The organism is Pelosinus fermentans JBW45, from assembly GCF_000271665.2.
Taxonomy (GTDB): domain Bacteria; phylum Bacillota; class Negativicutes; order DSM-13327; family DSM-13327; genus Pelosinus; species Pelosinus baikalensis.
In genome coordinates this window covers 450,991-474,699 of record NZ_CP010978.1, presented here as the reverse complement: position 1 = coordinate 474,699, position 23,709 = coordinate 450,991, and the positions used below count along the sequence as shown (strand labels likewise).

Annotated in this window: 26 protein-coding genes; 4 read left to right on the top strand and 22 right to left on the bottom strand. The window is 42.2% G+C overall.

What is annotated here, in order from left to right; all coding sequences use genetic code 11:
* Positions 1 to 19: 19 nt before the first annotated feature.
* From accB to JBW_RS01800, 9 genes are all read right to left on the bottom strand, one after another.
* Positions 20 to 493 (bottom strand): acetyl-CoA carboxylase biotin carboxyl carrier protein, encoded by a 474-nt coding sequence (accB, locus tag JBW_RS01840; protein WP_007961459.1) that lies wholly within the window; start codon positions 491 to 493, stop codon positions 20 to 22.
* A 54-nt stretch (positions 494 to 547) separates the two neighbouring features.
* On the bottom strand, positions 548 to 1,552 hold the full coding sequence (locus JBW_RS01835; RefSeq protein ID WP_007961457.1) for a biotin-dependent carboxyltransferase family protein: 1,005 nt from the start codon (positions 1,550 to 1,552) through the stop codon (positions 548 to 550).
* Positions 1,549 to 2,283, bottom strand: coding sequence for a 5-oxoprolinase subunit PxpB (gene pxpB, locus JBW_RS01830; protein WP_200897008.1), 735 nt, complete (start codon positions 2,281 to 2,283; stop codon positions 1,549 to 1,551). Before pxpB (JBW_RS01830) ends, JBW_RS01835 begins: the two co-directional genes overlap by 4 nt.
* A 69-nt stretch (positions 2,284 to 2,352) precedes the next feature.
* The gene (locus JBW_RS01825) at positions 2,353 to 3,144 is read right to left on the bottom strand and encodes a putative hydro-lyase (protein WP_007961453.1); all 792 of its coding nucleotides are present in this window, start codon (positions 3,142 to 3,144) and stop codon (positions 2,353 to 2,355) included.
* A 29-nt stretch (positions 3,145 to 3,173) separates the two neighbouring features.
* Complete coding sequence (locus JBW_RS01820; protein WP_007961451.1) at positions 3,174 to 4,409, bottom strand: NRAMP family divalent metal transporter; 1,236 nt, start codon at positions 4,407 to 4,409, stop codon at positions 3,174 to 3,176.
* A 23-nt stretch (positions 4,410 to 4,432) separates the two neighbouring features.
* The gene (locus tag JBW_RS01815) at positions 4,433 to 5,197 is read right to left on the bottom strand and encodes a LamB/YcsF family protein (protein WP_007961450.1); all 765 of its coding nucleotides are present in this window, start codon (positions 5,195 to 5,197) and stop codon (positions 4,433 to 4,435) included.
* 235 nt (positions 5,198 to 5,432) lie between these two features.
* Complete coding sequence (locus tag JBW_RS01810) at positions 5,433 to 6,377, bottom strand: biotin-dependent carboxyltransferase family protein (RefSeq protein ID WP_007961449.1); 945 nt, start codon at positions 6,375 to 6,377, stop codon at positions 5,433 to 5,435.
* A 15-nt stretch (positions 6,378 to 6,392) separates the two neighbouring features.
* Entirely contained in the window at positions 6,393 to 7,136 is a 744-nt protein-coding gene (pxpB, locus tag JBW_RS01805) for a 5-oxoprolinase subunit PxpB (RefSeq protein ID WP_007961447.1), read from the bottom strand.
* Between the two features lie 168 nt (positions 7,137 to 7,304).
* Positions 7,305 to 8,192 (bottom strand): LysR family transcriptional regulator, encoded by an 888-nt coding sequence (locus tag JBW_RS01800; protein WP_007961444.1) that lies wholly within the window; start codon positions 8,190 to 8,192, stop codon positions 7,305 to 7,307.
* A gap of 281 nt (positions 8,193 to 8,473) precedes the next feature.
* Here JBW_RS01800 and JBW_RS01795 point away from each other — a divergent pair, with 281 nt between their 5' ends.
* The gene (locus JBW_RS01795) at positions 8,474 to 9,289 is read left to right on the top strand and encodes a nitroreductase family protein (RefSeq protein WP_007961442.1); all 816 of its coding nucleotides are present in this window, start codon (positions 8,474 to 8,476) and stop codon (positions 9,287 to 9,289) included.
* Between the two features lie 315 nt (positions 9,290 to 9,604).
* Positions 9,605 to 10,726: an epoxyqueuosine reductase gene (locus JBW_RS01790; RefSeq protein WP_235334118.1), complete on the top strand. Its 1,122-nt coding sequence runs from the start codon at positions 9,605 to 9,607 to the stop codon at positions 10,724 to 10,726.
* Between the two features lie 201 nt (positions 10,727 to 10,927).
* Here the strand turns inward: JBW_RS01790 and JBW_RS01785 are convergent, their stop codons facing one another.
* Both JBW_RS01785 and JBW_RS01780 read right to left on the bottom strand, forming a co-directional pair.
* Positions 10,928 to 11,419, bottom strand: coding sequence for a hypothetical protein (locus JBW_RS01785; protein ID WP_007961439.1), 492 nt, complete (start codon positions 11,417 to 11,419; stop codon positions 10,928 to 10,930).
* Between the two features lie 91 nt (positions 11,420 to 11,510).
* On the bottom strand, positions 11,511 to 12,002 hold the full coding sequence (locus JBW_RS01780; protein WP_235334117.1) for a MarR family winged helix-turn-helix transcriptional regulator: 492 nt from the start codon (positions 12,000 to 12,002) through the stop codon (positions 11,511 to 11,513).
* A gap of 109 nt (positions 12,003 to 12,111) precedes the next feature.
* On the opposite strand from JBW_RS01780, the gene JBW_RS01775 reads away from it, so the two are divergent.
* The gene (locus tag JBW_RS01775; protein ID WP_007961428.1) at positions 12,112 to 12,696 is read left to right on the top strand and encodes a cyclase family protein; all 585 of its coding nucleotides are present in this window, start codon (positions 12,112 to 12,114) and stop codon (positions 12,694 to 12,696) included.
* Between the two features lie 83 nt (positions 12,697 to 12,779).
* Here JBW_RS01775 and JBW_RS01770 read toward each other — a convergent pair whose 3' ends face one another.
* The 9 genes from JBW_RS01770 to JBW_RS01730 form a co-directional block, all read right to left on the bottom strand.
* The gene (locus JBW_RS01770; RefSeq protein WP_007961426.1) at positions 12,780 to 13,676 is read right to left on the bottom strand and encodes a glycine betaine ABC transporter substrate-binding protein; all 897 of its coding nucleotides are present in this window, start codon (positions 13,674 to 13,676) and stop codon (positions 12,780 to 12,782) included.
* A 31-nt stretch (positions 13,677 to 13,707) separates the two neighbouring features.
* The gene (locus JBW_RS01765) at positions 13,708 to 14,337 is read right to left on the bottom strand and encodes an ABC transporter permease (RefSeq protein WP_007961424.1); all 630 of its coding nucleotides are present in this window, start codon (positions 14,335 to 14,337) and stop codon (positions 13,708 to 13,710) included.
* Entirely contained in the window at positions 14,334 to 15,488 is a 1,155-nt protein-coding gene (locus JBW_RS01760) for an ABC transporter ATP-binding protein (RefSeq protein WP_007961423.1), read from the bottom strand. Before JBW_RS01760 ends, JBW_RS01765 begins: the two co-directional genes overlap by 4 nt.
* Positions 15,489 to 15,666: 178 nt before the next feature.
* Positions 15,667 to 15,897: a GlsB/YeaQ/YmgE family stress response membrane protein gene (locus tag JBW_RS01755; protein ID WP_007961421.1), complete on the bottom strand. Its 231-nt coding sequence runs from the start codon at positions 15,895 to 15,897 to the stop codon at positions 15,667 to 15,669.
* A gap of 48 nt (positions 15,898 to 15,945) precedes the next feature.
* Positions 15,946 to 16,410, bottom strand: coding sequence for a hypothetical protein (locus JBW_RS01750; RefSeq protein ID WP_007961420.1), 465 nt, complete (start codon positions 16,408 to 16,410; stop codon positions 15,946 to 15,948).
* 128 nt (positions 16,411 to 16,538) lie between these two features.
* On the bottom strand, positions 16,539 to 17,447 hold the full coding sequence (locus JBW_RS01745; RefSeq protein ID WP_007961418.1) for a hypothetical protein: 909 nt from the start codon (positions 17,445 to 17,447) through the stop codon (positions 16,539 to 16,541).
* Between the two features lie 100 nt (positions 17,448 to 17,547).
* The gene (locus JBW_RS01740; RefSeq protein ID WP_007961417.1) at positions 17,548 to 17,841 is read right to left on the bottom strand and encodes a YtxH domain-containing protein; all 294 of its coding nucleotides are present in this window, start codon (positions 17,839 to 17,841) and stop codon (positions 17,548 to 17,550) included.
* A gap of 336 nt (positions 17,842 to 18,177) precedes the next feature.
* Positions 18,178 to 19,422 carry an ATP-binding protein gene (locus JBW_RS01735; protein WP_007961415.1) on the bottom strand — a complete coding sequence of 415 codons (1,245 nt, stop codon included), beginning with the start codon at positions 19,420 to 19,422 and terminating at the stop codon, positions 18,178 to 18,180.
* A gap of 190 nt (positions 19,423 to 19,612) precedes the next feature.
* Positions 19,613 to 21,133: a sigma-54-dependent transcriptional regulator gene (locus tag JBW_RS01730; protein WP_007961413.1), complete on the bottom strand. Its 1,521-nt coding sequence runs from the start codon at positions 21,131 to 21,133 to the stop codon at positions 19,613 to 19,615.
* Positions 21,134 to 21,407: 274 nt separating this feature from the next.
* On the opposite strand from JBW_RS01730, the gene JBW_RS24910 reads away from it, so the two are divergent.
* A complete protein-coding gene (locus tag JBW_RS24910; protein ID WP_158453441.1) occupies positions 21,408 to 21,566 on the top strand; it encodes a hypothetical protein in 159 nt (52 codons plus the stop codon).
* A 68-nt stretch (positions 21,567 to 21,634) separates the two neighbouring features.
* Here JBW_RS24910 and JBW_RS01725 read toward each other — a convergent pair whose 3' ends face one another.
* Together JBW_RS01725 and JBW_RS01720 are read right to left on the bottom strand one after the other, a co-directional pair.
* Positions 21,635 to 23,068 carry an ATP-dependent DNA helicase gene (locus tag JBW_RS01725; protein WP_007961412.1) on the bottom strand — a complete coding sequence of 478 codons (1,434 nt, stop codon included), beginning with the start codon at positions 23,066 to 23,068 and terminating at the stop codon, positions 21,635 to 21,637.
* Positions 23,069 to 23,115: 47 nt separating this feature from the next.
* Positions 23,116 to 23,661, bottom strand: a complete 546-nt coding sequence (locus JBW_RS01720; protein WP_235334116.1) for a MarR family winged helix-turn-helix transcriptional regulator — start codon at positions 23,659 to 23,661, stop codon at positions 23,116 to 23,118.
* Positions 23,662 to 23,709: the final 48 nt, after the last annotated feature.

The window sequence follows — 23,709 nt, the reverse complement described above, 5'->3', positions numbered from 1 at the left end:
CCCTCATTTTCACCAGCTTTTACTCTGGTTTCACCAGAAATAGAGGTGCCCCATATTCAACAAACTCTCCGTCCTTAAATAAAATCTCCACAACTTCTCCACTGATACCCGCTTCAACTTCATTAAACAGCTTCATAGCTTCCAGCACACACACCACAGTGCTTGGACCCACTTGCTGACCCATTTTCACAAATGGATCTGCACCTGGTTCTGGAGCGGAATAAAACGTCCCTACGGTAGTAGACAGGATCTTGTGCAAATGACTGCCCTCAATCTCTTCCATTATTTTTGCAGATTCTTGTTGTATCGCTGCAGTAGATCGTTGTGAAACAGTCTCTTTAACCCCCTCAGAGTCTAATGGTGTATTTTTTTGTGACGATACAGCATACTTCCCAACAACAATTTGGGTCCCGTCCTGATTCAATTCAAAATGCTGTATAGAGGACTGGTCTATCATTTTTATAATTTCTCTTATTTCATCAAATGTAAGCATGACTTTCACCCCTCGTATTATACGGTAACCTAGTCTTTTACATTCAGACATAGGCTATAAAAACTTCAATTGGATTGCAGTTTTTAACTCTTGTATATCATTCTCTCGTGCAATATAAAGCCGTTCTGCCTCTTCCAAAGTAATCTCCTGAAACTGAATTGTTGCTCCTGGCCTAACTTGTGCAAGAATCGGAACATCGACAATCGCTACCTGCCCAATCTTAGGATATCCCCCTACAGTTTGTCGATCTGCTAATAATATAATGGGATTTCCATCTGGCGGCACCTGAACAGTTCCTAAAGCTACAGCCTCCGAAATCATTTCTAAAGGTGATTCCAACTGCAAATTTACCCCTGACAACCGATATCCCATTCTATCAGATTGAGCAGCGACCTGAAAAGAAGCATTCAGCAATTGACTTTTACTCTCTGCAGTAAAATATTCAAACTGGAGTCCTCGGGTCATTCGAATCGTAGTAAGGCGCAAAGCCTGGGGAATTGGCGGTCTGCCTGCGTACCAGGATGATGAAACAAAGGATTCCGGTGAATATTTCCTTTTGAAATATTCCGTCCGGTCTAGAGAAGCTCCGTGGGGTGACTTTACTGCCAGGACATCTCCTCGCTGCAAGGCCCGTCCCTGAAAGCCTCCAATCCCAGCCCGTAAATACGTGCTTTTACTGCCCATCACTTCCAAGAGATCGTAACCCCCTGCAATGGCTAAATAGGAGCGACAGCCTGACTTACAAGCGCCAAACTGCAGGATACTGCCTGCTTTTACATAAACAGGCCTCCACATTGGAACTACTTTACCATTGATAGTAGGAGATAAGTTTCCGCCCGTAATAGCTAGCAGACTATCTTTTTCTATTTCAAGAGATGGCCCCAGCAAAGCTATTTCTAATGCTCCTTCGCCCTCTTGATTGCCCACTAAAATATTGGCGATGCGCAGGGAATAGGTGTCCATTGCCCCACTAACAATAACCCCATGTTTTTGATACCCATATCTCCCTAAATCCTGCATACTTGTCAAAAGACCCGGCTGAAGAACTTTTATACTCATATCGGTTCCCTCTTATATTCTTCATATTCTTGCTGGGAAATAGGATAAAAGCGTATCCGATCTCCTGCTTGGAGGAGACTGGGCGGATTTTCATTCGGACGAAAAAGTGCTAAAGGGGTACGACCAATCAATTGCCAGCCTCCTGGCGTTGGGATGGGATAAACACCGGTTTGCACACCTGCAATGCCTACAGACCCTGCTGAAATGGTCATGCGCGGTGACTGACGCCTTGGCGTAGAAATTTTTTCTGACATGCCACCTAGATAAGGAAATCCTGGAGCAAAACCAACCATGTATACCAGATAATCGCCCATACTATGGATGTCGATCACCTCATCCACAGTAAGTTTGTTATATTCTGCTACATATGCCAAATCAGGTCCAAGTTCCCCACCGTAACAGACTGGGATTTCAACGATTCTTGCTTCCTGACCATCTCCAGTCCTAAGCTCTGCAACAATCTTCTGCAGGATTACAGAAATAATCCGATAAGAAGGCTCTTTTCTTAGTTCTACATGATCCTGGTGTAATTGCTTCACCATAAGAGAATCATAAAATACCGTAACACTGGAGAAGGCCGATACATATTCAATCATCCCCGGCAGGCAATGGCTATCAAGGTACTCTGTAAATGCTTTTACTTTTCGGTGTGTATCAGGATGTATTCCTCCGCCAAATTCAACTAAAACAGCCGATTCTCCTAGTGGAAGCATCGTTGCATTACATTTCATATTACTAGTTTTTGGATGCAAGTTTATCACCTCTATCTTTTGAAAGAACCTTTCTATTTCACTGCATCTTTAAAAAACACTATACTGTTCATCTAATACATCAGCAATAAACATATGCCCAGGAGCATGAGTAATCATCAGTTCCGGCTTCACTTCCATCGCTATCGCTTGGGGAGTAGCACCACATGCCCAGAAAACAGGTACCTCGCCTTCCCTAATCGTGACTCGATCACCAAAATCAGGTTTATTAATATCTTTGATACCAATCCTTGCTGGATTGCCAATCTGAATAGGTGCTCCATGAACCGCGGGAAAACGAGATGTAATCTGAACCGCGCGAACCACATCCTTCTCAGGAATTGGACGCATACTCACAACCATAGGTCCTTCGAAGCGACCTGCTTTTACGCAAGGGATATTGGTCTTATACATTGCCACATTACAATTTTCTTCAATATGACGAACAGGAATTCCATTATTCATTAAGGGATGCTCAAAAGTAAAACTGCACCCAATCAGAAAAGCAACCATATCGTCTTCCCAATATTTCATGATATCCGTTACTTCTTCCGTTAATTCACCAGACCGATAGATCCGGTATTTGGGAATATCAGTTCTGATATCAGCCTCAGGTGCGATCAGCCTTGGGATCGGAGAGCCCGGTTCTGTTACATCAAGAATCGGACAAGGTTTAGGATTGCGCTGACAAAATAAGAGGAACTCAAAAGCAAGATCCTTTTTTAAGATGGCTAAGTTTGCCTGGGTAAACCCCTTTGCCATCCCCGATGTTGGTTTTATCCACTCGTTGTTCCGAATCATGGCACGAATTTCTGCCGGACTCATGTTTGCAGTATCCTTCATTTTCTAGCCCCTCCCATTAACTCTCTAGATTATTGAAACATTTTAGGCAACGTATTGATCAGAGTGTACCCACTCATATAGGCCATCATTACAACTACCAAACCACCAAAAATGGTCATCCATAGAGGATGCTTGTAATCACCAACAATATTTTTCCGATAGGCAGCAACCAATATTGTCGCTAATGTGATAGGAAGAATAAGACCATTGAGCGATCCAACAAGAACCAAGATTTTAACAGGCTGTCCAACTAAAGAAAATACTAAGGTTGATACTAAGATAAAACTAATAATGACGCTTTTTTCATGTTTTGCAATACTGGTATTGAAAGTTTTAATAAAGGATACAGAGGTATAAGCAGCACCAATTACAGAGGTAATAGCAGCCGCCCACATAACTACACCAAATACTTTATAACCGATATTCCCAGCTGCCAATTTAAATACAGATGCAGGTGGATTTGCCGGATCAATCGCTAGACCTTGTGATACAATGCCAAGAGCTGCTAAAAATAATACAACGCGCATAATGGAAGTAATCAAAATACCTGAAACAGAGCTTTGTGTTACTTGCGGCAACGCTTTAACACCACGAATTCCTGCATCCAAGAGCCGATGCCCGCCGGCAAACGTAATATATCCACCAACAGTACCGCCAACAAGTGTAATAATTGCAAACATATCGATCTGGTCGGGGACAAAACTTTTCATGATTGCTTCCCCTACAGGTGGCGCTGAAGAAATAGCGATATATACCGTAAGACCAATCATGACAAACCCAGCAATCTGAGTAACTCGATCCATTGCCCTACCTGCTTCTTTGATCAGGAAAATAGCGATTGCAACAGCGGCACTAATGATCGCACCAGTTACGGGTGTGACGCCGAACATAACATTCATACCAAGACCTGCGCCTCCAATATTACCAATATTAAAAGCAAGACCTCCCAATACAATCAGAAATGCTACCAGATAACCAAGGCCTGGGAAAACCATATTTGCAATATCTTGCCCGCGTTTTTCTGAAACGGCGATGATTCGCCATACATTCATTTGAGCCCCAATATCTAAGATAATAGACATCATAATCACGAAGCCAAAGCTTGCAGCTAATTTTTGAGTAAATACTGTGGTCTGCGTTAAAAACCCAGGACCAATCGCAGAAGTTGCCATCAAAAAAGCGGCGCCTAATAATAAACTCAAATTGGATTGTCCCACCACAGGTGATTGTTTCTCTGAATTTGTTACCTTGTTATTTGTTTCCATCTCTATTCCTCCTAATTTTGCCTCTATTTAAAACCGACTGCCTGAAGGTCAATTTGAGATTTTCCAAGAATTTCTCGAATCAGACGAGCAAATGCTAATGCATGAGAACCATCACCATGAATGCAGACCGTGTCTGCTTTAATAAGAATATCTTTTCCTTGCAGCGACAATACTTTGCCTTCTTTGACCATTCGAACGACTTGAGAAACAGCTTGTTCTTGGTCAGTAATCAAAGCTCCTGGCTGACTTCGCGGCGTTAAGGTTCCATCGACTTGATAGGTGCGATCGGCAAATACTTCATGAGCCGTTCTAAGACCGATTTTCTCCCCTGCAGTAACGAGTTCGCTGCCAGATAGACCAAATAAAATAAGTTCTGGATTGACCTTATACACAGCTTCCGCAATCGCCTCGGCAAGATCTTGCCGTTTTGCCGCCATGTTATAAAGGGCACCATGGGGTTTTACATGCTGCATTTTCCCGCCGGCTGCTTTCACAAAGCCATATAATGCCCCAATTTGATACACAACCATCTCATAGGCTTCCTGAGGAGATATCTCCATGTTCCGCCTGCCAAAGCCTATGAGATCAGGCAGTCCTGGATGGGCACCAATCGCTACATCATTCTGTATTGCAAGCCTCACCGTACTAAACATCACACGAGGATCACCTGCATGAAAGCCACAAGCAATATTAGCCGATGTAAGAAAGGGCAGAATCAACTCATCGGTTCCCATGGTATAAACACCAAAACTTTCTCCTAAATCACAATTCAAATCCACTCGATGCATAGTAGCACCTCCTTCACTAAAATGACAAAAAAAGGCGCATCAAACAAAGAGTTACCTTTGTCTGAAGCGCCTTTGCTTCTTGTGTTCTATCGCTTGTCGTGAACTCACAATTAACTTGTGACTTATCATACCATTCCATAACTTCCATGTAAAATTGAAAAAAACAATAGGGCACTTCAATTTTATCGAAAGTGCCCTGGACTCTACGCTATCACTAGGAAATGAGAAGCCATACTCACTCCTTTTTGCATGCATGTGCAATATTTCTATAACTCTCCTGCTCTTTTTGCAAGGCTTCAATCGCCTCTTCTTCCGTACTGCATCGAAAACGAATGCAGTCACCCGGCTTGGTCTGGACCAACTTGGGCAAATCCCCTCGAATCACTGATCCTAACTTGGCAAATCCCCTTGTCGTTTGATGATCGGCCGTCATAATAAAAGGCATGCCATGAACAGGTACTTGAATGGCTCCTAACCACACAGCCTCGGATATAATATCAGCGTTACCAAGATGTTTGATCTTGGGACCTTTCAGCCGATACCCCGTCCTATCCGATTGGGTTGTCACCTTGTAGGAACTGCCAAAAAAAGTATCCAGGGCTGCTGATCCAAACATCGTATCCTGTGGCCCCAGAATCACTCGAAGCTGCACTTCATTGGCATACTGCGGAATATATCCATCTGCCAGACTTCCAAGCTGTGTTTCACACTCCATATCCCGCCCCACATGCAGAACATCTCCCTGCCGCAGCACTCGTCCTTCATGGCCCCCAATCTTTACTGGGGTACAAGTTGAACGACTTCCTAAAACAATAGGAACCTCAAAACCTCCACGAACAGCCAAATACGTTCGATAACCGCTAGCAGCAGTATCAAAGCGAAGTATACCTCTTCTGGGAACGATAAAAGTTGACCAATTCGAAATAGATATGTGATTTAAGAGACCTTGCATATCCCCACCGCAAACTGCCACAATCTGCTTTTCATCAAACTTGAACGTTCCTCCTGTACCCGTCATTTCCAGCACAGCCGCATCATGACGATTGCCCACCAACAAATTAGCCACTTGGCTGGCATATCGGTCCATCGCTCCGGAAATGGGCATACCATACGCCTGAAATCCCCAGCGGCCCTGATCCTGAATCGTAGTAAACAAACCAGGCTCTATCGTTGTAATCACAATCTTCACCTCCCATTACAGATAAGAAACCTCAGGTACATACGTCCCTCTTTCTACGGATCTGCGAATTGCAAAATACTCAGCAGTGGAAATCTCTTCAAAATGCAGATAATCTCCCACTGAAAATAAAAAGGGGTTATCACTTGTAAGATCAAAGGCTTTTATGGGAGTACGTCCAATCAGCCACCACTCTCCTGCGCTTTCAATCGGATAAAATCCCGTTTGATTGCCGCCAATCCCCACAGATCCTCCTGGAATTCGCTCCCGGGACCTTTCCTGACGAGGTACTGCAATCTTGCTGGACATCCCCCCCAGATAAGGAAAACCAGGAATAAAACCCAACATATAGATCATATAGGGTTTGGAAGTGTGAATACAAATCACTTCCTGAGGCGACAAACCTGTATACCGTGATACATATTCCAAATCAGGTCCTAACACGCCTCCATAACAAACAGGAACATGCACTACTCTAGATGACAGCAAGTCCTCTACACCCTGATGCTCAATCCTTCCGAGCTTGTGAATTACCTGTCTGGACAGTTCCTGACGTGTAATCACTAAAGGATCAAAATAAATACTTACAGATCGATAGGTAGGAATTACCTCCATTACTCCATCAATAGGCTCGAAATGGAGCAATCTCGCCAATTGCTGAACCCGCAGATTGACTTCAGGCGCAATAACACTGCCAAATTCAATTACCAACCCATGTTCACCAGCAACCAGAATCCGAATCGAATGAATGTACTCAGTCATTCTCGGCTCAACTCCATTTCATGAAAATTATATTTTCTCACCTACAAAGCTTTCTTTACTTATAAGAAAGAGAGCCATAAATGCATGCATTTATAGCTCCATCGCTATTCGTTCACTAAATTATTAAATACTTTACCATAGGATCATTGGAAAAACAATACTTGCTCTCTATTTTAATAATCGTTCTTCAACCAGCCGGATAAAAGCTCGTATTCCATGAGACAGCCACTTATCCTTATGATAGGCCAAATACGCATTTGTCTCAAGCTCTACTCCCTGCCACGGCAATTCGACCAATAAACCCGCTTTTATCTCTTGGGCTACAGCAGCTAAAGGCAATACCGTGATGCCTAAATTATTGATTACCATCTGCTTAATGGTCTGAATATGACAGATTTCCAAAATGGTTTTAGGCACAATTTCAGCCTTTGCCAAACCTTCTTCCAAAGCGGTTTGATAAGCGGTTCCCGACTCCATAAAAATCAGTCGCTGCTCCTCTAGATCTTTGATTTGCACTTTAGGATAAGCAGCAAGAGCATGATCTGGAGACGCTAGCATCCCCATTGGCTCATCCCATAAAAACGTACTGATCAAATCCATATCGGATGAATGTTTCTCATGAAAAAAAGCAAGATCCATCATATTTTTTCGCAGCAGATTTCGAAAGTCACTGCCTATGCCAAAATTCACTTTTAACTGAACATCTGGATATAGCAGCGTATATTCCTGCAGCAAATCCGTTAAATAATATACACATAATGACTCTGGCATGCCAATCACGATCGGTCCCTTGGGTATTTCGAAATGGTCAAACTCATTTTTAGCATCCTCGGCCAATTTAGTAATCTTTTCTGCATAATCATAGAGTCTTTCCCCATCCGTTGTCAGCATCAGCTGGTGTCCGAATCGTTCAAAAAGAATCGTATTTAATTCTTTTTCCAACAGCTGGATATGAGTCGTTACACTCGATTGCGTATACCCTAAGTATTGAGCTGCTTGTGAGAAGTTCCCTAATTTCACTATGCTCATAAAAGTCTTTAGCTGCCGAAATTCCAAAACACATCACTTCCTCTCACAACTAACAGCTACCTACTATATACCAGAATTAAATAGGATCAACTTGAGCTTAATAGTATCGTAAAATACAAATAAAGTCTACCCAGTACGAAATCCGCATATTCTTGTTTTCCATCATATGTTATAGTAATTATAAGCTAAATTTTGGCCATTGGCTCATCGGATGTATATTCCATCAGCAGAGAAACAAGCTAATTATGCCTGCAACAACAAGAGGCTGGAATTTAGTAAAAAAACGATAGAAAGAAGGAATCATGAATATGGACTCCATCATTCAAGTCGACCAGGAAAAATGTATCCGCTGCAGCATCTGTGCCAGCGTCTGTCCCACAGATGTAATCAAAATGGGAAAACATGGCCCAGAAGACACAGGAAACCCCTGTATTGCCTGTGGTCATTGTGTGGCCGTCTGTCCGCGAGAAGCCCTGAATAATGTAAAAGCACCTCTCTCCAATCAAGTTACCTTGGAAAGCACTACCGTATTAGACGCAAAAACTGCCGCTACTTTTCTACGCTCCAGGCGATCTATTCGCTGTTATAAGCCATCAGCCGTCCCCAAAGAAAAACTGCTGCAACTTCTTAACGTAGCCAGGCTGGCACCGACTGGTGGCAATTCCCAGGGAGTCACCTATTATGTAATTAACAACCCGGACACACTAAAGGGCATTACCGCCGCTACCATCGATTGGATGGAAGAAGCCATTAAGACTGCATCTCCCATGGCACCCTACTTCAAGAGAATCGTAAACAAATATCGTAAAACAGGCCATGATGGTATTCTGCGAGGAGCTCCCTGTCTAATCGCAGCCATCGCCCCAAAAAACTTTATGCCTCGGGGACGGGATAATACACATTTCTCTCTAGCATATGCGGAATTATATGCGCCTACAATTGAACTCGGAACCTGCTGGGCAGGATTTTTTGAAGCCTGTGCTTTATCCGGCTATCAACCGCTGCTCGACCTCCTAAAACTGCCAGAGGACATGAGTGTGACTGGCGGAATTATGGTAGGCTATCCTAAATATACATACAAACGGCTCGTTGATCGCAAACCGCTGCAGGTAATCTGGCAGTAATGATCCCTTTGGGCATGTATAAGGAGGATATATGTCATGGACAGTCCATGGCATATATCCTCCTTACTTTTATAAGCAGTATATACATTCTGCCGCCATCAAGATCATATTCGAAAGACCTGCTTGTCATTCTTAAATCTATCTTGACAAGAAAATCAATTGTGAATATAATAAATTATCACATGTGCATATACACATATTTTAATCTTTTACGTGTATATACACTTCTTTGGTAGTAATCTATCTTCAAAATGATTAGAAAGACTAGATGAAACAGTGTACCTGCAAAAAAAATTGATGAAACTAGGAGGACAAATGATGTCACTTACCAAAAAGATTAAAGAATTTGCTCTAGATGTTGGTTACAGTAAGGTGGGTATTATCCCTGCTGACAGCTTTCCTGAATATCTTGCTGATATCACCAATCGCTCCGAGATGTACTCCTTTTTTCTCAAAGGAGCTTCCCGGGCAGCAGAGCCGCGTTCACAGATGCCTGCAGCAAAATCAATCATCACCACCGTCTATGACTATTCCCAAAAGAACTTTCCCCAGGAACTGACCGATAAAATAGGTCGCGTTTATCAGGCAAGGTGTTATGGTGCACCCCTGGATCGTATTCATGGTGCCAGACCTCAATTAATGAAACAATTCCTAGAAAATTCGGGTTGTGAAGTAGGTATCGGAACCATGGTGCCGGAAAGAATCGCCGCAGCCAAGGCAGGCATCGTAAACTTCGGCAGAAATAATTTTGCTTATGCCGATGGAATTGGTTCTTTTATCTATCTTACCTCCTTTGTTGTGGATCAGGAATTAGAATATGATACGCCTACCCTTGAGGTGGGCTGTCCCAAAGGCTGCAGAGCTTGCATGAAGGCTTGTCCTACACAAGCCATTTATGAACCCCAGAAACTAAATCCTCTTCGCTGCATCAGTTATAACAATTTTTTCAGACAAGATGGCTTCCCTGGAGGCAGTTTTATTCCCTATGATATTAGAGAAAAAATAGGAACAAAAATACACGGCTGTGATATTTGTCAGGAAGTATGTCCGCGCAATCGCAAAAATTTAACCGCCCCTAAACCGGATGATGAATATTTAACGCACATTGCTAAGGAATATATATTACCCAACTTTCTTCACATGACAGATGATTTCTACCAGACAAGGGTACAGCCGCTGATGCACAATTATATCAAACACAAAAAATACTTCCAGCGCAACGCAGCCATAGCACTAGGCAACTTGGCAGATCCCGCTGCCGTGCAGGACTTAACACTAGCCATGGCAGATCCTGAGGAACTGGTCCGCGAATATGCCGCATGGGCCTTAGGGAAAATTGCCACAAATAAGGCCAAGCAGGTTCTTGAAGCTGCACGAGCCAGCGAAACCTCTCTTTCTGTGCAGCAGGAAATTACAACAGCCCTGTTATCGATATAAAGAAACGATTAATGACAAAATTATAATTTTTTTGATATTTCCAGGAAATAATCTCCATAATATGTCATTGCAAGCAGAGATAAACTATATATTTTTTATATAAAATCCTCCTATTGATATGGTAAAAGCCATATCAATAGGAGGATTTACTTTGGACTGTATTCCAAAAGATGTGACATGTATCTTCTTTAAACAGCAGTCTTAGAATTTGTAGCTCGCGCCGACTTCAAGACGACTTTCGTTTTCATAATGATCAGGCCTAAAGTTACGATAGTTAAGGTTCAGGTCAACTGCTCTCGTTAATTCCAGATTAGCCCCAACTTGATATTCAACAAAATCGTCACTACCAATCACAGAAGCATAACCATTGAGTTTAGGAGCCAGTCCTTCACTTACGGATAATCCTATGTAGGTTGAACCAGAGCCAATATCCCGATGACCAAGAATGGCTCGAACACTGCTAAAGGGTAATTGATACTGGCCATAAAAATCATCCATATCACTACCATGGTCTCGATCTACATTTTGATATCCAATTGTAAGATTTCCACCAATTTTGTGTTCTACGTAAATTGTGTCAGTCAGCACGCCAACTGCAGTCTGTCCTCTGTCCAAATCGTTAATAGGAGCAGCAGCGCCCGTTCCTACACTTACTGATAGAAGTAAACCTACTCCCAATAATACTTTTTTCATGATGCAACCTCCTTCATCTCTATTCATTTTAATTTTATACTTTTTAATTATAGTTTGTCAAATTATACAGACCAAACATCGGGGCGGCTTGCTATTTCTGCTCAGAATTGGGCTCATCGAGATGCTCATCAATGTGAGCTTCCACAAGATCAAGGATATTGAACAGAGATATCCGCTGCTCCTCAGTCAGGCTTTCAAGCTCTTTCGAAACGTCGGTAGACAATTTTTCAAAATGAGCTTCCTTTTCATTATAAACAGTCATACCCATAGCTGTTAATGATAAGAGTACTTCCTTCTCATTTTCCTGGGTTCTAGACTTCTTTACCAACTCTTTCTGAACTAATTTCTTAACCATCTTTGAAATAGCACCTTTGGTAGCGCCATATTTTAATGCTAATTCGGTGACTCTAATATTATCAAAATCCCCAATTAACGTCATAAGACCCAGTTCAGAAAAGCTCAGCTTGCCCACTGGTGCAATATCGCTGGCGTGTCTGCTCAGTTCTCCCATTTTAATCGTGAGGCGTTTTAACGTATTCAAGAATGCTTTCATATCATCTTTTTTCATATTCTTATTATTCACCAAATTTCAGATAAAATCAAGATATTATATAAACTCTTGACTTTATTGTTTCCTCGTATTATAGTTTACCTACGAAACAAAAATTAAATGCAAACAAGGAGTGAACGCTATGTTAATCGATTTAACGCTTCCCATTGATGAACAAGACAAGAACAATCCGTTTTTTAACCAGAAAGATGGAATCAACGTAGCCCGTTTAGGACATTTAGGCACCCATCTCGATATTATGAACGTACCGAATCTAGATATAAACAGATTTATTGGGCCAGCTAAAGTAGTCCATGTCGAAAATATCTTCAGTCGTGAAATTGAACCTGCCGACTTTGAAAATAAGGTGGATATTCAAAAAGGTGATTTTATTATCTTTAAAACCGACTGGCTGCCAACATATTATGAAACAGAATTTTATGTCACAGGGCATCCTGAGGAAGGTCATCCTGAGCTGTCTGATAAAACCCTAGAATATTTAATCCAAAAAGAAGTTAATTTTATTGGCATTGATGCTGCAGGAGTAAAGAGAAAAGAAGGTCACCCAAAAGCAGATATGTACTGCGCAGACCACGATGTTTTCGTCATTGAAAATATCATCAACCTTAATCAATTAAAGCAAGATACCTTCAAGTTCTATTGCTTCCCCCTTCCCTTAAAGAATTCCAGCGGCCTGCCCGTTCGCCTAATCGCAGAAATACAGTAAATCGAATTTAGGAAAAGGCTTCCAAACAATCGAACCACAAAGGCGCAAAGTGTGCGGCAGCCCTTTTTGAGGTGGGAGATGCCTTAAATGAGTCCCTTTGCTTTCAGCCATTCATTGGCTACAACTTGGGGGCTCTTTCCCTCTAAATCCACTTTAGCATTAAGAGCCATCATCTCCTCATTGGTTAGTTTACCTGCTAACAAATTCAAGACTTCACCAATTTCGGGATGTTTTTTTAAGGTATCGGCCCGAATAATAGGAGCAGCATAAAAGGGAGGAAACACCTTCTTATCATCTGCTAATACTTTTAAATTGAATGCTAAAATCCGACCATCTGTGGAGAAGGCGTCAATTACGTCCACATTGCTGTCACGGCAGGCAGTATAGGTTAAACCTGGGTCCATACCAGCAGGGGAAGAAAATTGCATGTTATAAACCGCTTTAACATTTTGGTATCCATCAATTCGTTCCAAGAATTCATGAGTAGCACCCAATCTTAGAGCAGCAGACTGCTTGGCTAAATCACTGAAGGTTTCAATACCAAGTGCATTTGCTTGCTCCGTCCTCATGGATAACGTATAGGTATTATTAAAACCGAATGGTTTCAGCCATACAATCTGTTTCTTTGCATCATAGATCGTCTTGACTTTTTCATAGACTACCTCTGGATCACTAGGAGAATATTCTTCACCAAGAACACTCACGAGAGCCGTCCCGGTATATTCAGCGTAAATATCTAGATCGCCCCGGTCAATGGCTTGGGATACTACATTCGTTCCTCCCAAGTACGCTTTTGCTTTTACCTTTATGCCTGTTTTTTCTTCAATGATCCCTTTCATTATATACACCAGAATATCTTGTTCAGTGAAATTTTTCCCACCGATTACGACAGTATTATTATCTTTCTCCCAAAAGGAAGAGCAGCCTGTTATACTCATGGAAAGCAGTATGGAAAGCAGGAGTAAAGTGATTTTCTTCATAGAACCTTCCTTTCGTATTATATGATTCAGATTAGGGTTGTACTGCAATTTCAATTCTCTTCAAAATATAATCAAATATCATGGATAGTAAAGCAGCTGGTATGGCACCAGCCAAGATAAGATCCTGCCTTGCCATAGCTATACCCCTAAAAATAATATCTCCCAGTCCTCCCGCCCCAACCAAGGCTGCCAAGGTGGCAACACCGATTACCATAACGGTGGCAGTACGAATACCAGCCATGATGATAGGCAGAGCTAAGGGAATCTCGATCATAAATAAGACTTGGCGAGAAGTCATTCCCATACCGGTACCCGCATCAACAACTGCTTGATTAACACCTAGTATTCCAGTATAGGTATTACGTAAAATCGGCAGAAGAGCATAAATTGTCAAGGCCACGATGGCCGGGCCAAAGCCAATACCGAAAAAAGGTATCATAAAGCCTAACAAGGCTAAACTGGGAATGGTTTGAAACACCGAGGTTATGCCGATAACGGCTTCGGCTAATTTCCGTTTTCGCGTAAGTAGAATACCAAGGGGTAGTGCAATCAGGTTTCCTATAAATAAGGCCACCAAAGTAAGCTGGATATGTTCCCAGGTTCCTATCATGATCTCCGGCCAGCGATTTTGCAGCATGACTAAAAAATTATTGAACATCATAATTCCTCACCTCCGACTGGAGCGACTTCATTATTGTTGCTGCGCAATTGATTTGCCATTACATCGACTAAGGAGGCTCTGGTAATAAGTCCTTTTAGTTTATGACTTTCATCAAGCACCGGAAGAAATGCTATATGGTTGTCGCTAATTAAATTGATCGCATCATCTAGCTGCTGGGAAAGTCTTACCGTCGGCACCTCTTTGTTCATTACGTCTTCCAATACCATATTCTCATTGGAAAAGTTCTTTTGAATTTCTCCCACTCCAGCAACTCCCAAAAATGTTTTATTTCTATCAATGACGAGCAATGAATCAATTTTATATTTTCTCATCTTTATAAGGCTTTCTGCCAGACCACGTTTAGGGAATGAACTAATCGGTGGAATCATAACTTCCTCAATCGTGGGCAAAGATTCTACTTGATTCATACGATCAGCACCAAAAAAGGTTCTAACAAACTCGTTAACAGGATGGCGTAAAATCTGCTCTGGCGTATCAAATTGAATTAATTTTCCATCCTGCATGATACCAATGCGATCTGCAAGTTTAATGGCTTCATCAATGTCATGGGTAACAAATACAATAGTTTTGCGGATTTTAGTTTGCAAATTTAATAACTCATCTTGTAATTGCTCCCGACTAATGGGATCAAGTGCACTAAAGGGTTCATCCATGAGTACAATAGGCGGATCGCCTGCCAGGGCTCTAATTACACCCACCCGCTGCTGCTGACCGCCACTTAGTTCCGCCGGAAAGCGATTCTTGTACTCTTTGGCAGGAAGACCAACCATTTCTAACAACTCATCTACCCGTTTGTCGCACCTTACCTTATCCCATTTTTTCAGTTTAGGTACAAGTGCAATATTTTTCCCGATTGTCATATGGGGCAACAAACCGATATGCTGTATCACATATCCAATATTACGCCGCAACAGCACAGGATCTTGGTCGCCTATGTCTTGCCCATGAATCAAAATAGTGCCTGATGTTGCCTCAATCAACCGATTGATCATTTTCATTGTAGTGGATTTTCCTGAACCACTTGGACCAATTAAGGCAATCAATTCACCTTCTTTAATGTGAATATTGATCGTATCCACAGCATGAAAATCATCGTTATATATCTTGCTGACATTTTTAAAAATTATCATAGTATTCTCCTCTTTCTTGCCACCCACACACTTCATTCCAACGAATTGCCCATAAAACAGTATAAAGAGGCAGTTAATACCACCCCTTTATACTTTAGCCCGATTCCTATTTTTAGAGCATATTTTTAGTCTTTCCAAAGCAGGGCTGCTGATAGGCATCGCTCATAAGTAATTGAATTTATTTGATCAATCGCACAATCCACAGTAAAACAATTGCCCCAATCGTTGCCATAATAATTTCACCGATTGTTCCATAGGCACTTAAACCCATGAGGCTGAACAAGAAGCCACCGATAAATGATCCAATTATACCTACGACTAGATCGCCGATAAGACCAAATCCACTGCCTTTTGTAATATTTCCGGCTAGCCATCCAGCAATCATTCCAATGATTAAAAACCAAAGCATACTTGCCCCTCCTTTTTTTGCTGAGTGAAAAAATCGATCCCTTTATTCTTAGAATTTAAAAGTTGCTCCCAAACCAAAACGGTTTCGATCGCTGCCATGGTCGGGCATAAAGGCAGTATAATCAACATTGATATCCACATTTGGAGCTACGTTGACATTGGCACCGACTTGAGCTTCTGCAAAGTCACTGCTGCCAACCAGAGATGCATAGCCATTAACGTTAGGAGCCAAGGAAGTACTGTACGCAGCACCTAAATAAATACTCGAGTCAGAATGGTAATCCCGACTGCCAATGATGGCTCTAATAGTATTGGTGATAGCGTACTGTCCATAGATATCGTGTTCTTGGAGACCTAAGGTCAGATTATTCGTTAATTTATGTTCGATATAGAACGAATCATGTAAGTAACCGACGGCAGTTTGACCATTTGCCAGATTGTTCATTGGAGCGGCAAAACCTGTGCCGATGCCGAAGGCGAAAAAAGCAGCAACTGTAAGTATAATTTTTTTCATGAGTGAAAACTCCTTATTTATTTGATTTTGGTTAAAAGGGTATTTAAAGATCCAGCTTACCAATCGAAATGCAGTCTTTGTAATTGACCATCTCTTTTGTCCCCAAGATAATCTACTTTAGAAAGAGCCTATTCAATGGTTTCAAGAGATTGCAATACATCACCAGAAAAGTTAAGTTTTTTGCTTCCATAAATCCAATTTGTGCCATTTCCCTCTATGCTGTTAGGCTTACCCCAACTAAGACGGATCTGCTCTTTCGTCATACCTTCCTCTACAATGGAGCTTTCAATTGCATTCCATACCTCTTGAGACCAGCCGAAAGCTAACCGCGGATCTTCCATAAACAAGGCATCTTGCCAAGGAGGACTTTGTGTCCAAGTATTTACCGATACATTGGTATAGCTATAAGCAATTGGCAAAATTGCCTTTTCCCCATTGACTGTGACAATTAACCAGATGGGATCTTGGGATTGATTACCAGCATAAACATCCACGACTGCAGCAGGACCGCCAATAGGAGTAGAGATGCTCGTTGCTATTGCATACGAACCTGGATCATATGCGCCTGTCAGCTCTCTATATTTAGGATAAATGGTTTTACCCAAGAACTGTTGTCTGGCATTCACAAGATCGGCTGTTAGCACTAAGCCTTCTAATTGTCCACGCATGGTGCGTCCAACTAATTTTTCCCCAGTGTCATTTGCCGTCATGTACACCATATATTCATTCTGGTTATTACCAGCTGGAAAGGAAACGATGTTAGTAACGGTAACTTCTTTGCCAACATGGTTAGCATAGGAAAGGCGAAGGGTGCGATCCCCTTGAAATCCCTGCTCTGCTTGATCGACTCCAAAGATTTCGTAGCCAGCGGCTTGCTTATCTGCTGGCAACGCAAGAAAGGTGAAGCTATTTCCTGTCCATTGGGGAGCTGTTAAATTAACGGATGGTTCGGCAGCACTCGCCGTCCAGACGGAACTAGTGGCCCCCACTAGGATCAGACTTACTGTTAATAATAAGCGTAAAATCATTTTTTTCATTTTTATTTCCCCCTACATTTTAGTTTTCTACTATGACACCTATAAAAATTTGCATTTATCTACTAGTGATCATTCTTCTATCAACGTAATATCTCTCGTGCTACTGTTGAATCTTCAAAGGATTGTCCTTAATTTCTTTTAGTTCCTCTTTGGCTTCTTCCACCTTTTCTTTAGCCCTATCTAAGACATCCTTAGCTTTCCCAGAAAGTTCCTTGGCAGAGGCGGCAATGTTCTCCCGCGTTTCCTGTCCAGACTTAGGTGACAATAGTACGCCTGCAACTGCCCCAACTGCCAACCCGATGGCAGCTCCAATCCCTGTATCTTTTGCTGTTCTTCTTTCCTGCCTCTTATTGAGAGATTTCTTTCCTTTTTCAATTAGATTCATAATCGACATATCTCTACCTCCAATATTTTTATATACGTTTAAGTTTGATTTCCTTAAACTGTAATAGCGAAATTCCCTGACAGTAATACTGGATTCGAGGCCTTTATCATTGGTCGCCTCTCTCCCAAAGCTATTACTACTTATTAACTATGCAATAACCATGCCACTCCTATAACTGGCATATATTCACATTGGGCCCTTGCTCATCAAATACGCATTGAACCGATTCGTTCAACCGTTACGTACAACATTGTACGTAACGGTTCATTTAAGCAGAAAAAATCACACCAAAGACTCCCTCGCAGGTTATCTTTGGTGTGATTTTAAAATTCTATATCCTGACTGCTATACCGATTGGCGATATTGCGGAAACTCAATGCGAAATGTCACTTGCTGGTTAGAACTAAAGACTTGAATTGTACCGTTATGAGCATTAACAACAGACTTTACAATGGCAAGTCCCATGCCTAGTTTCGTACCAGACTTTGAAGAGGAGAAAAAGGGCTCAAATATTTTCCCTATGATGTCATCAGGAATAGCAGGTCCATTGTTGCTAATCTCTATTACAGCGCGCTCTTCTACACACGAGGTAGTAATACGAATCTCCCTTGCGCCTTGATCAACGCAAACAAAGGAGTCTATTGCATTCACCAAAATAATGATTACGATTTCTTCTAAACGTCTGCTGTCACCCCATACCATAAGGGAGTTGTCGCAACTGTTTTCACGCAATTGAATGCCGTGGGCTCTTAATCTTTCTTGAACCAGAATTAATACCCGCTGAATCATTTTCTTTACATCTACTTCTTCTGGTGCGTCAGACCAAGCCTTATTTACCGAATCCTGCATCCATTCAACAATGGAAGTTATATAGCCAGCCTGTACCGAAATCTTCCGGCAGCTCTCAATCACCTTTTCTACACTCGTTTCTTTCCCCTTATCATACCAATAAATCATACTATCTGCCATAATTTTCAAGGCTTGCAGCGGTTGATTAATCTCGTGGGCCACTCCTGCAGCCAGGGCACCCAAGGAAGCTACTCTTTCGATTAACGCCACTTGCCTTTCTCTTTCACGTCTTTCACCTTCTGCCTTTGTTTGCTCAGTAATATCTTCCGATATTTCAACAACATAACCAGGCTGAGGACTGTACGCAGAAATGGAATACCACTTGTCTTGCTGGTCAAAGTATTGCGTAAAGTTCACTGGTTCCCCGAGCAAGGCCACATTCAGATATGTTTCCATACACGGAAAGCCCTCTCCAGTCAACTCTTGAAAAACCGCTGTCACTCGTTTGCCAATCAGTTCACTAAGGGAACGACCTATATTTCTTCCATAGGCAGAATTCACTTTTATATATACGAGATCAACAGGGTCTTCTGCCTCGTCAAGTAGTACCTTGTAGTATACACACCCATTGGGCATGTTATCAAACAAATCTTGGTATCCGACCTGACTGGCAGCTAACTCTGTATCTTTGCCAGCAACACTATTTTTAGAAGGATCAGCAATTTGCACAGCCCTCTTGTCTTCTATGATTTCTTCTGATTTTTTATCTGCAGCAGTTAGGTTTTCTCTTTGTTTATCCATCTATGAACCGCCTCATTTCCAACATTTTAGAGTATCATTAGCTACTTGGTTGCATGAGCTGTCGGTCTCCAGAAAATCTGGTTGTCAACAAAAAAACTGCAGATCCCAGACCATCGCTTTCCTTACAATTCACTTCAAAAAAATTACATTTATATACATTCGACATCTTTTTACAAAACAACTATATTATCTATGCTGTTGGAACTATAGCATTCACAGAATCGGTTTGTAACTGGAGAGGCTTCTTGGCTGCCTTTTTTCGTTCCAACCGACAGTAAAAGGAACGCCTGGAGATTCCTAAATGTTTAGCCGCCTCCGTCTTATTGCCATGACACATTTCTAGAGACTGATGGACAATCCGGTCGATAAATTCTTCCAAATCAATCCCTGTTGCAGGTAAGAAAAAACGATTGGGATCAATGGGCTGGGAGTCGGAAGATATTACAATTGGGATTGGGGATGATGCCACCTTCTGCTGCATATTCAAATTCACATGCATGGCTTTAAGCTCTACATCGTCATACATCAGCACTGCCAACTCCATTGCATTCCTCAGCTCACGCACATTTCCCGGCCATTCGTAAGCCAATAATAGATCAACGGCACTTGGGCTGATACGAAGAAAGTGCTTGCCTTTTTCCTTGGCAAAATGCTTTAGAAACATCTGCGCAAGAGGAATAATATCATCCGTGCGCTCGCGAAGAGGGGGAATGACTAAATGTCCCACTTTTAGCCGAAAAAACAAATCCCGGCGGAACGTCCCCTCTTCTACCCGCTGCTCCAAGTCCGCATTGGTAGCACAAATAATCCTCACATCTGTTTTTACTTTCTTTAAACCGCCAACGCGATAAAATTCCTTTTCCTGTATGACTCTCAGCAATTTCCCCTGCAGCTCTAAAGGTATTTCACCCACCTCGTCCAGCAGCAAAGTACCGCCTTGAGCCACATCCAGTTTCCCTTTTTGCCCTTTCGTTAGACCACCGGTAAAAGATCCGGGCTCATAACCAAACAGTTCACTTTCAAATAAATTGGCGGTCAGCGCTGCGCAATTCAAATCAATAAAAGGTTCCTGGGTAGCCATGTCACCATAATGAATCAGTCTTGACATAATTTCCTTACCCGTTCCTGTTTCTCCTTGGATAAGCACCGGTATGGATCGATCTTCATGAAATATCTTTGCCAGCCGCATAATCTGGTTCATTTCTGCGGAGAAAAATCCTATCGTATCGAGCCCAGCTGTTTGTGATAGTACCTTTTTGAGCCTGGCTACTTCACGCTGAGTCTCAGCTGTTGCAGCTTGCACTTCTTCACCGAACCGCTCAGTAAGCACTTTATTCTCGCGAAGCAAGGAATGATGTTCCGCAATCCGATCCGTAATCGCCGCCAATTCAATTACGTTAACCGGTTTTAATAGATAATCATACGCCCCTTCCCGCAAAATATTGACAGCTGAACCTCGATCATCATAATTGGTAAACAAAACAACATCTGCTTTTTCACCAGGCAGGGCCGTTATACGATGCAGTAAATCTTCCCCCAGCTTTGCCGGCATTCTTATATCAGTTAATACCATGGAAAAAACACCTGCAGTATAGGTCGCATATGCTTCATCCACGTCGCCTCGTTCCGTGACATGATGCCCCATTTCCCGCAAAAATCCTGCAATCCCCGCTCTGCTGTCCGTAGCATAATCAACAAGTAAAATGTTCATACTACACTCCTTTCTCCCACTGGCCCCCTTTATTTCAAGGGTCTTTATGGGAATACTGCCGTCAGTTTACGTATGTACATCTTAGACAAAATTGTGAAATACATCGATACCAGTTACAAATTTTCTATCACAATTACTCTAGCTCTGAGACTAGCCTGCTAATTTTGTTCATCATCAATTACTTATGCAGTAAACGTGCCAATACCCTTATCACGGCAGCTCCCTTGTATGACAGGAAGGGATTGTACGTTTACGAATTACCTTTACGCACACATTGCACGAATCCGTTCATTCCATCAGCGCATTGCTGATTGTACTTTCTAGTTCTGCAAGTTTGGTGATTACTCCTGCAACCTATTTGATCATTAATTATATCGGCAGAGATGTATTTTTTACCAATATCAGTCGAATGCAGAGATATCGTAACGCATAGTTCGCTTAACTAGGAACACTATCTTTAAGAAAGACAGCCCTGCAGCAATGAAAACTGGTGCAAGGCTGTCATTCCTTGTAGGCATGATTTGCTGCTTTCATGATCTGATCCCAGGTCCATTTGCAGGGGCTTGATTCCATGGTCAGCGTAAGCTCTTTTTCTGCCCGGGTGGCTGCGGTATAAAGCCAGCGGGGGTTACTCCTAAACGCATCTTGGTGGACAAAGACTTTTTCCCATTGGCTGCCTTGGCTTTTGTGGGCAGTGATGACGTAGCCGTAGGTTGCAATGGACACCTCTTTGGACAGTTCAAATTTGTAGGTAATAGGGTTTTTATTGTACCAGTCATCAGGAAAATGCTGATTGACCTCCAGAAATTGCGCATGGTAAACAGAAGACTTCTCTATGGCGGGCAGGAGAAGAATCTTGTGATTATAGTTCATAATGAGATAAGCCCGAACAAAGCTGGGAGAATCTTTGGAAGTCCCTTTGATGGGAAGAACCTTCTCTGTAATGATGGTGACTTGCTCCAAAGTCATTTTATCGCCATTGACGAAATAGGTACCATTGCCGATAAAGAGGATTCGATCCCCCTCTTGTGGTTCATCCGTTATCTCTTTGCCGAATTTGACCTCACGGGCTTTTTGATTGAGGATAAGCCTTGCCTTGTTGGTGCCAATGATGAAGATGCTGTTTTCATTATGAATGACGGACTGGAGAAAAGCTCTGGCAGTAGCTTGCTTTCCTAATATCTGTACTTCTCCTCGGGACGCATTGGGAATGACGACTTGCTTTAGATTTCTGAGGCAGGTTGCGTAAAGCAGAATTTCACTGTCGGCTCCCTGCCGTTTCACTTCGGTGAGTTCAAAATTTTGGTTGCGCAATATCTCCGGGTCATCGCCCACGGGTTCTAGTTGGAAGCTGTCCCCGAAGAAGATGACCTTTGCATGGGCAGACTGAACCTCCTTGATGAGATCGGCGTAGACGGTTTTACTGATCATGGAGGATTCGTCAACGAGAATGACATGGTAAGCTTTAAACTTGACACTGGCTATCCATTCACCAGTATCAGCATCAGGAGAACCATACAAGGTAGAGTGAAGGGTTTTAAAAAGAACCTTGATTTCTCCGAATTTGTCCTTTAGCACCTTGACGGCTTGGTTGGTAGGGGCTGTAATGATGCACTCCTTGCCTAGAGCCAGTCCATATTTGACGATGTTTTCAGCAATGGTCGTTTTGCCAGTCCCGGCATAACCGGAAAGGATATATACCGATTCCTGACTGCTGCATAAGAAAGAAGCGATTTCCTTGAGGGCTGTTTCTTGATGAGCCGTATAGGTTATAGGATGTTTGCGAAGATCGAGAATATCAACCTGCGGTATGCTTGGTGGGGTGATTTCTTCCTTGCCTCGTTCTTCCCTTTCAATAGCAGGTTTTGCACTGGCTCTTTTTTGTGGTTTCGGTTCAGAATGAAATGGCAATGAAATGAGTTCAATCTGCTTCATATCGGCCTCCTTCCAGACGTTCCCCTTAGGATGAGGGCAACTCTTATTCAAAAATGATGATCGATCATCTGCTGTGCTTTGTCTAAAAACACACTGACTGCTTCTAATTCTTTTGCACTCAAGCCCTCCAAATGCGCAAAAATATAATCGTCTTTCTCCAAGTGAAATGCGTTATGAGCCTGATATGCGGCCTCTCCCCGCTCTGTCAGGTAAACTTGAACACGCTTCTTATCTAAAGGATCTATCACTTTGCGCACATAGCCGCTCTTTTCGATCTTCAAAACACTTTTCGAAACAACTGCCCGGGTAACACCAAAATATCGTGCTATTTCAGAAATAAACATGCCTGGATGATCGCCGATCGCCCTAATCATGTGAATCTCACCTCGATATAGAACGATACCATCACCAAAATCCAACTGTTTCATTTTGCTGTTAGCAATTGTTTCAATCAACCGCATAAACTTACTCATCGCTCTATAAGATTTTTTCTTCATGACCTTATTGTATCGAAATTCAGTAACTATAACAACTGTTACCGCTGCCAAATTATAGAAAAGATCATGATCTATATCATAACATCTCGTTGACAAACGTATTATTATTTGCTACGATGAGAATGAATTTCATACTGTTGAGAT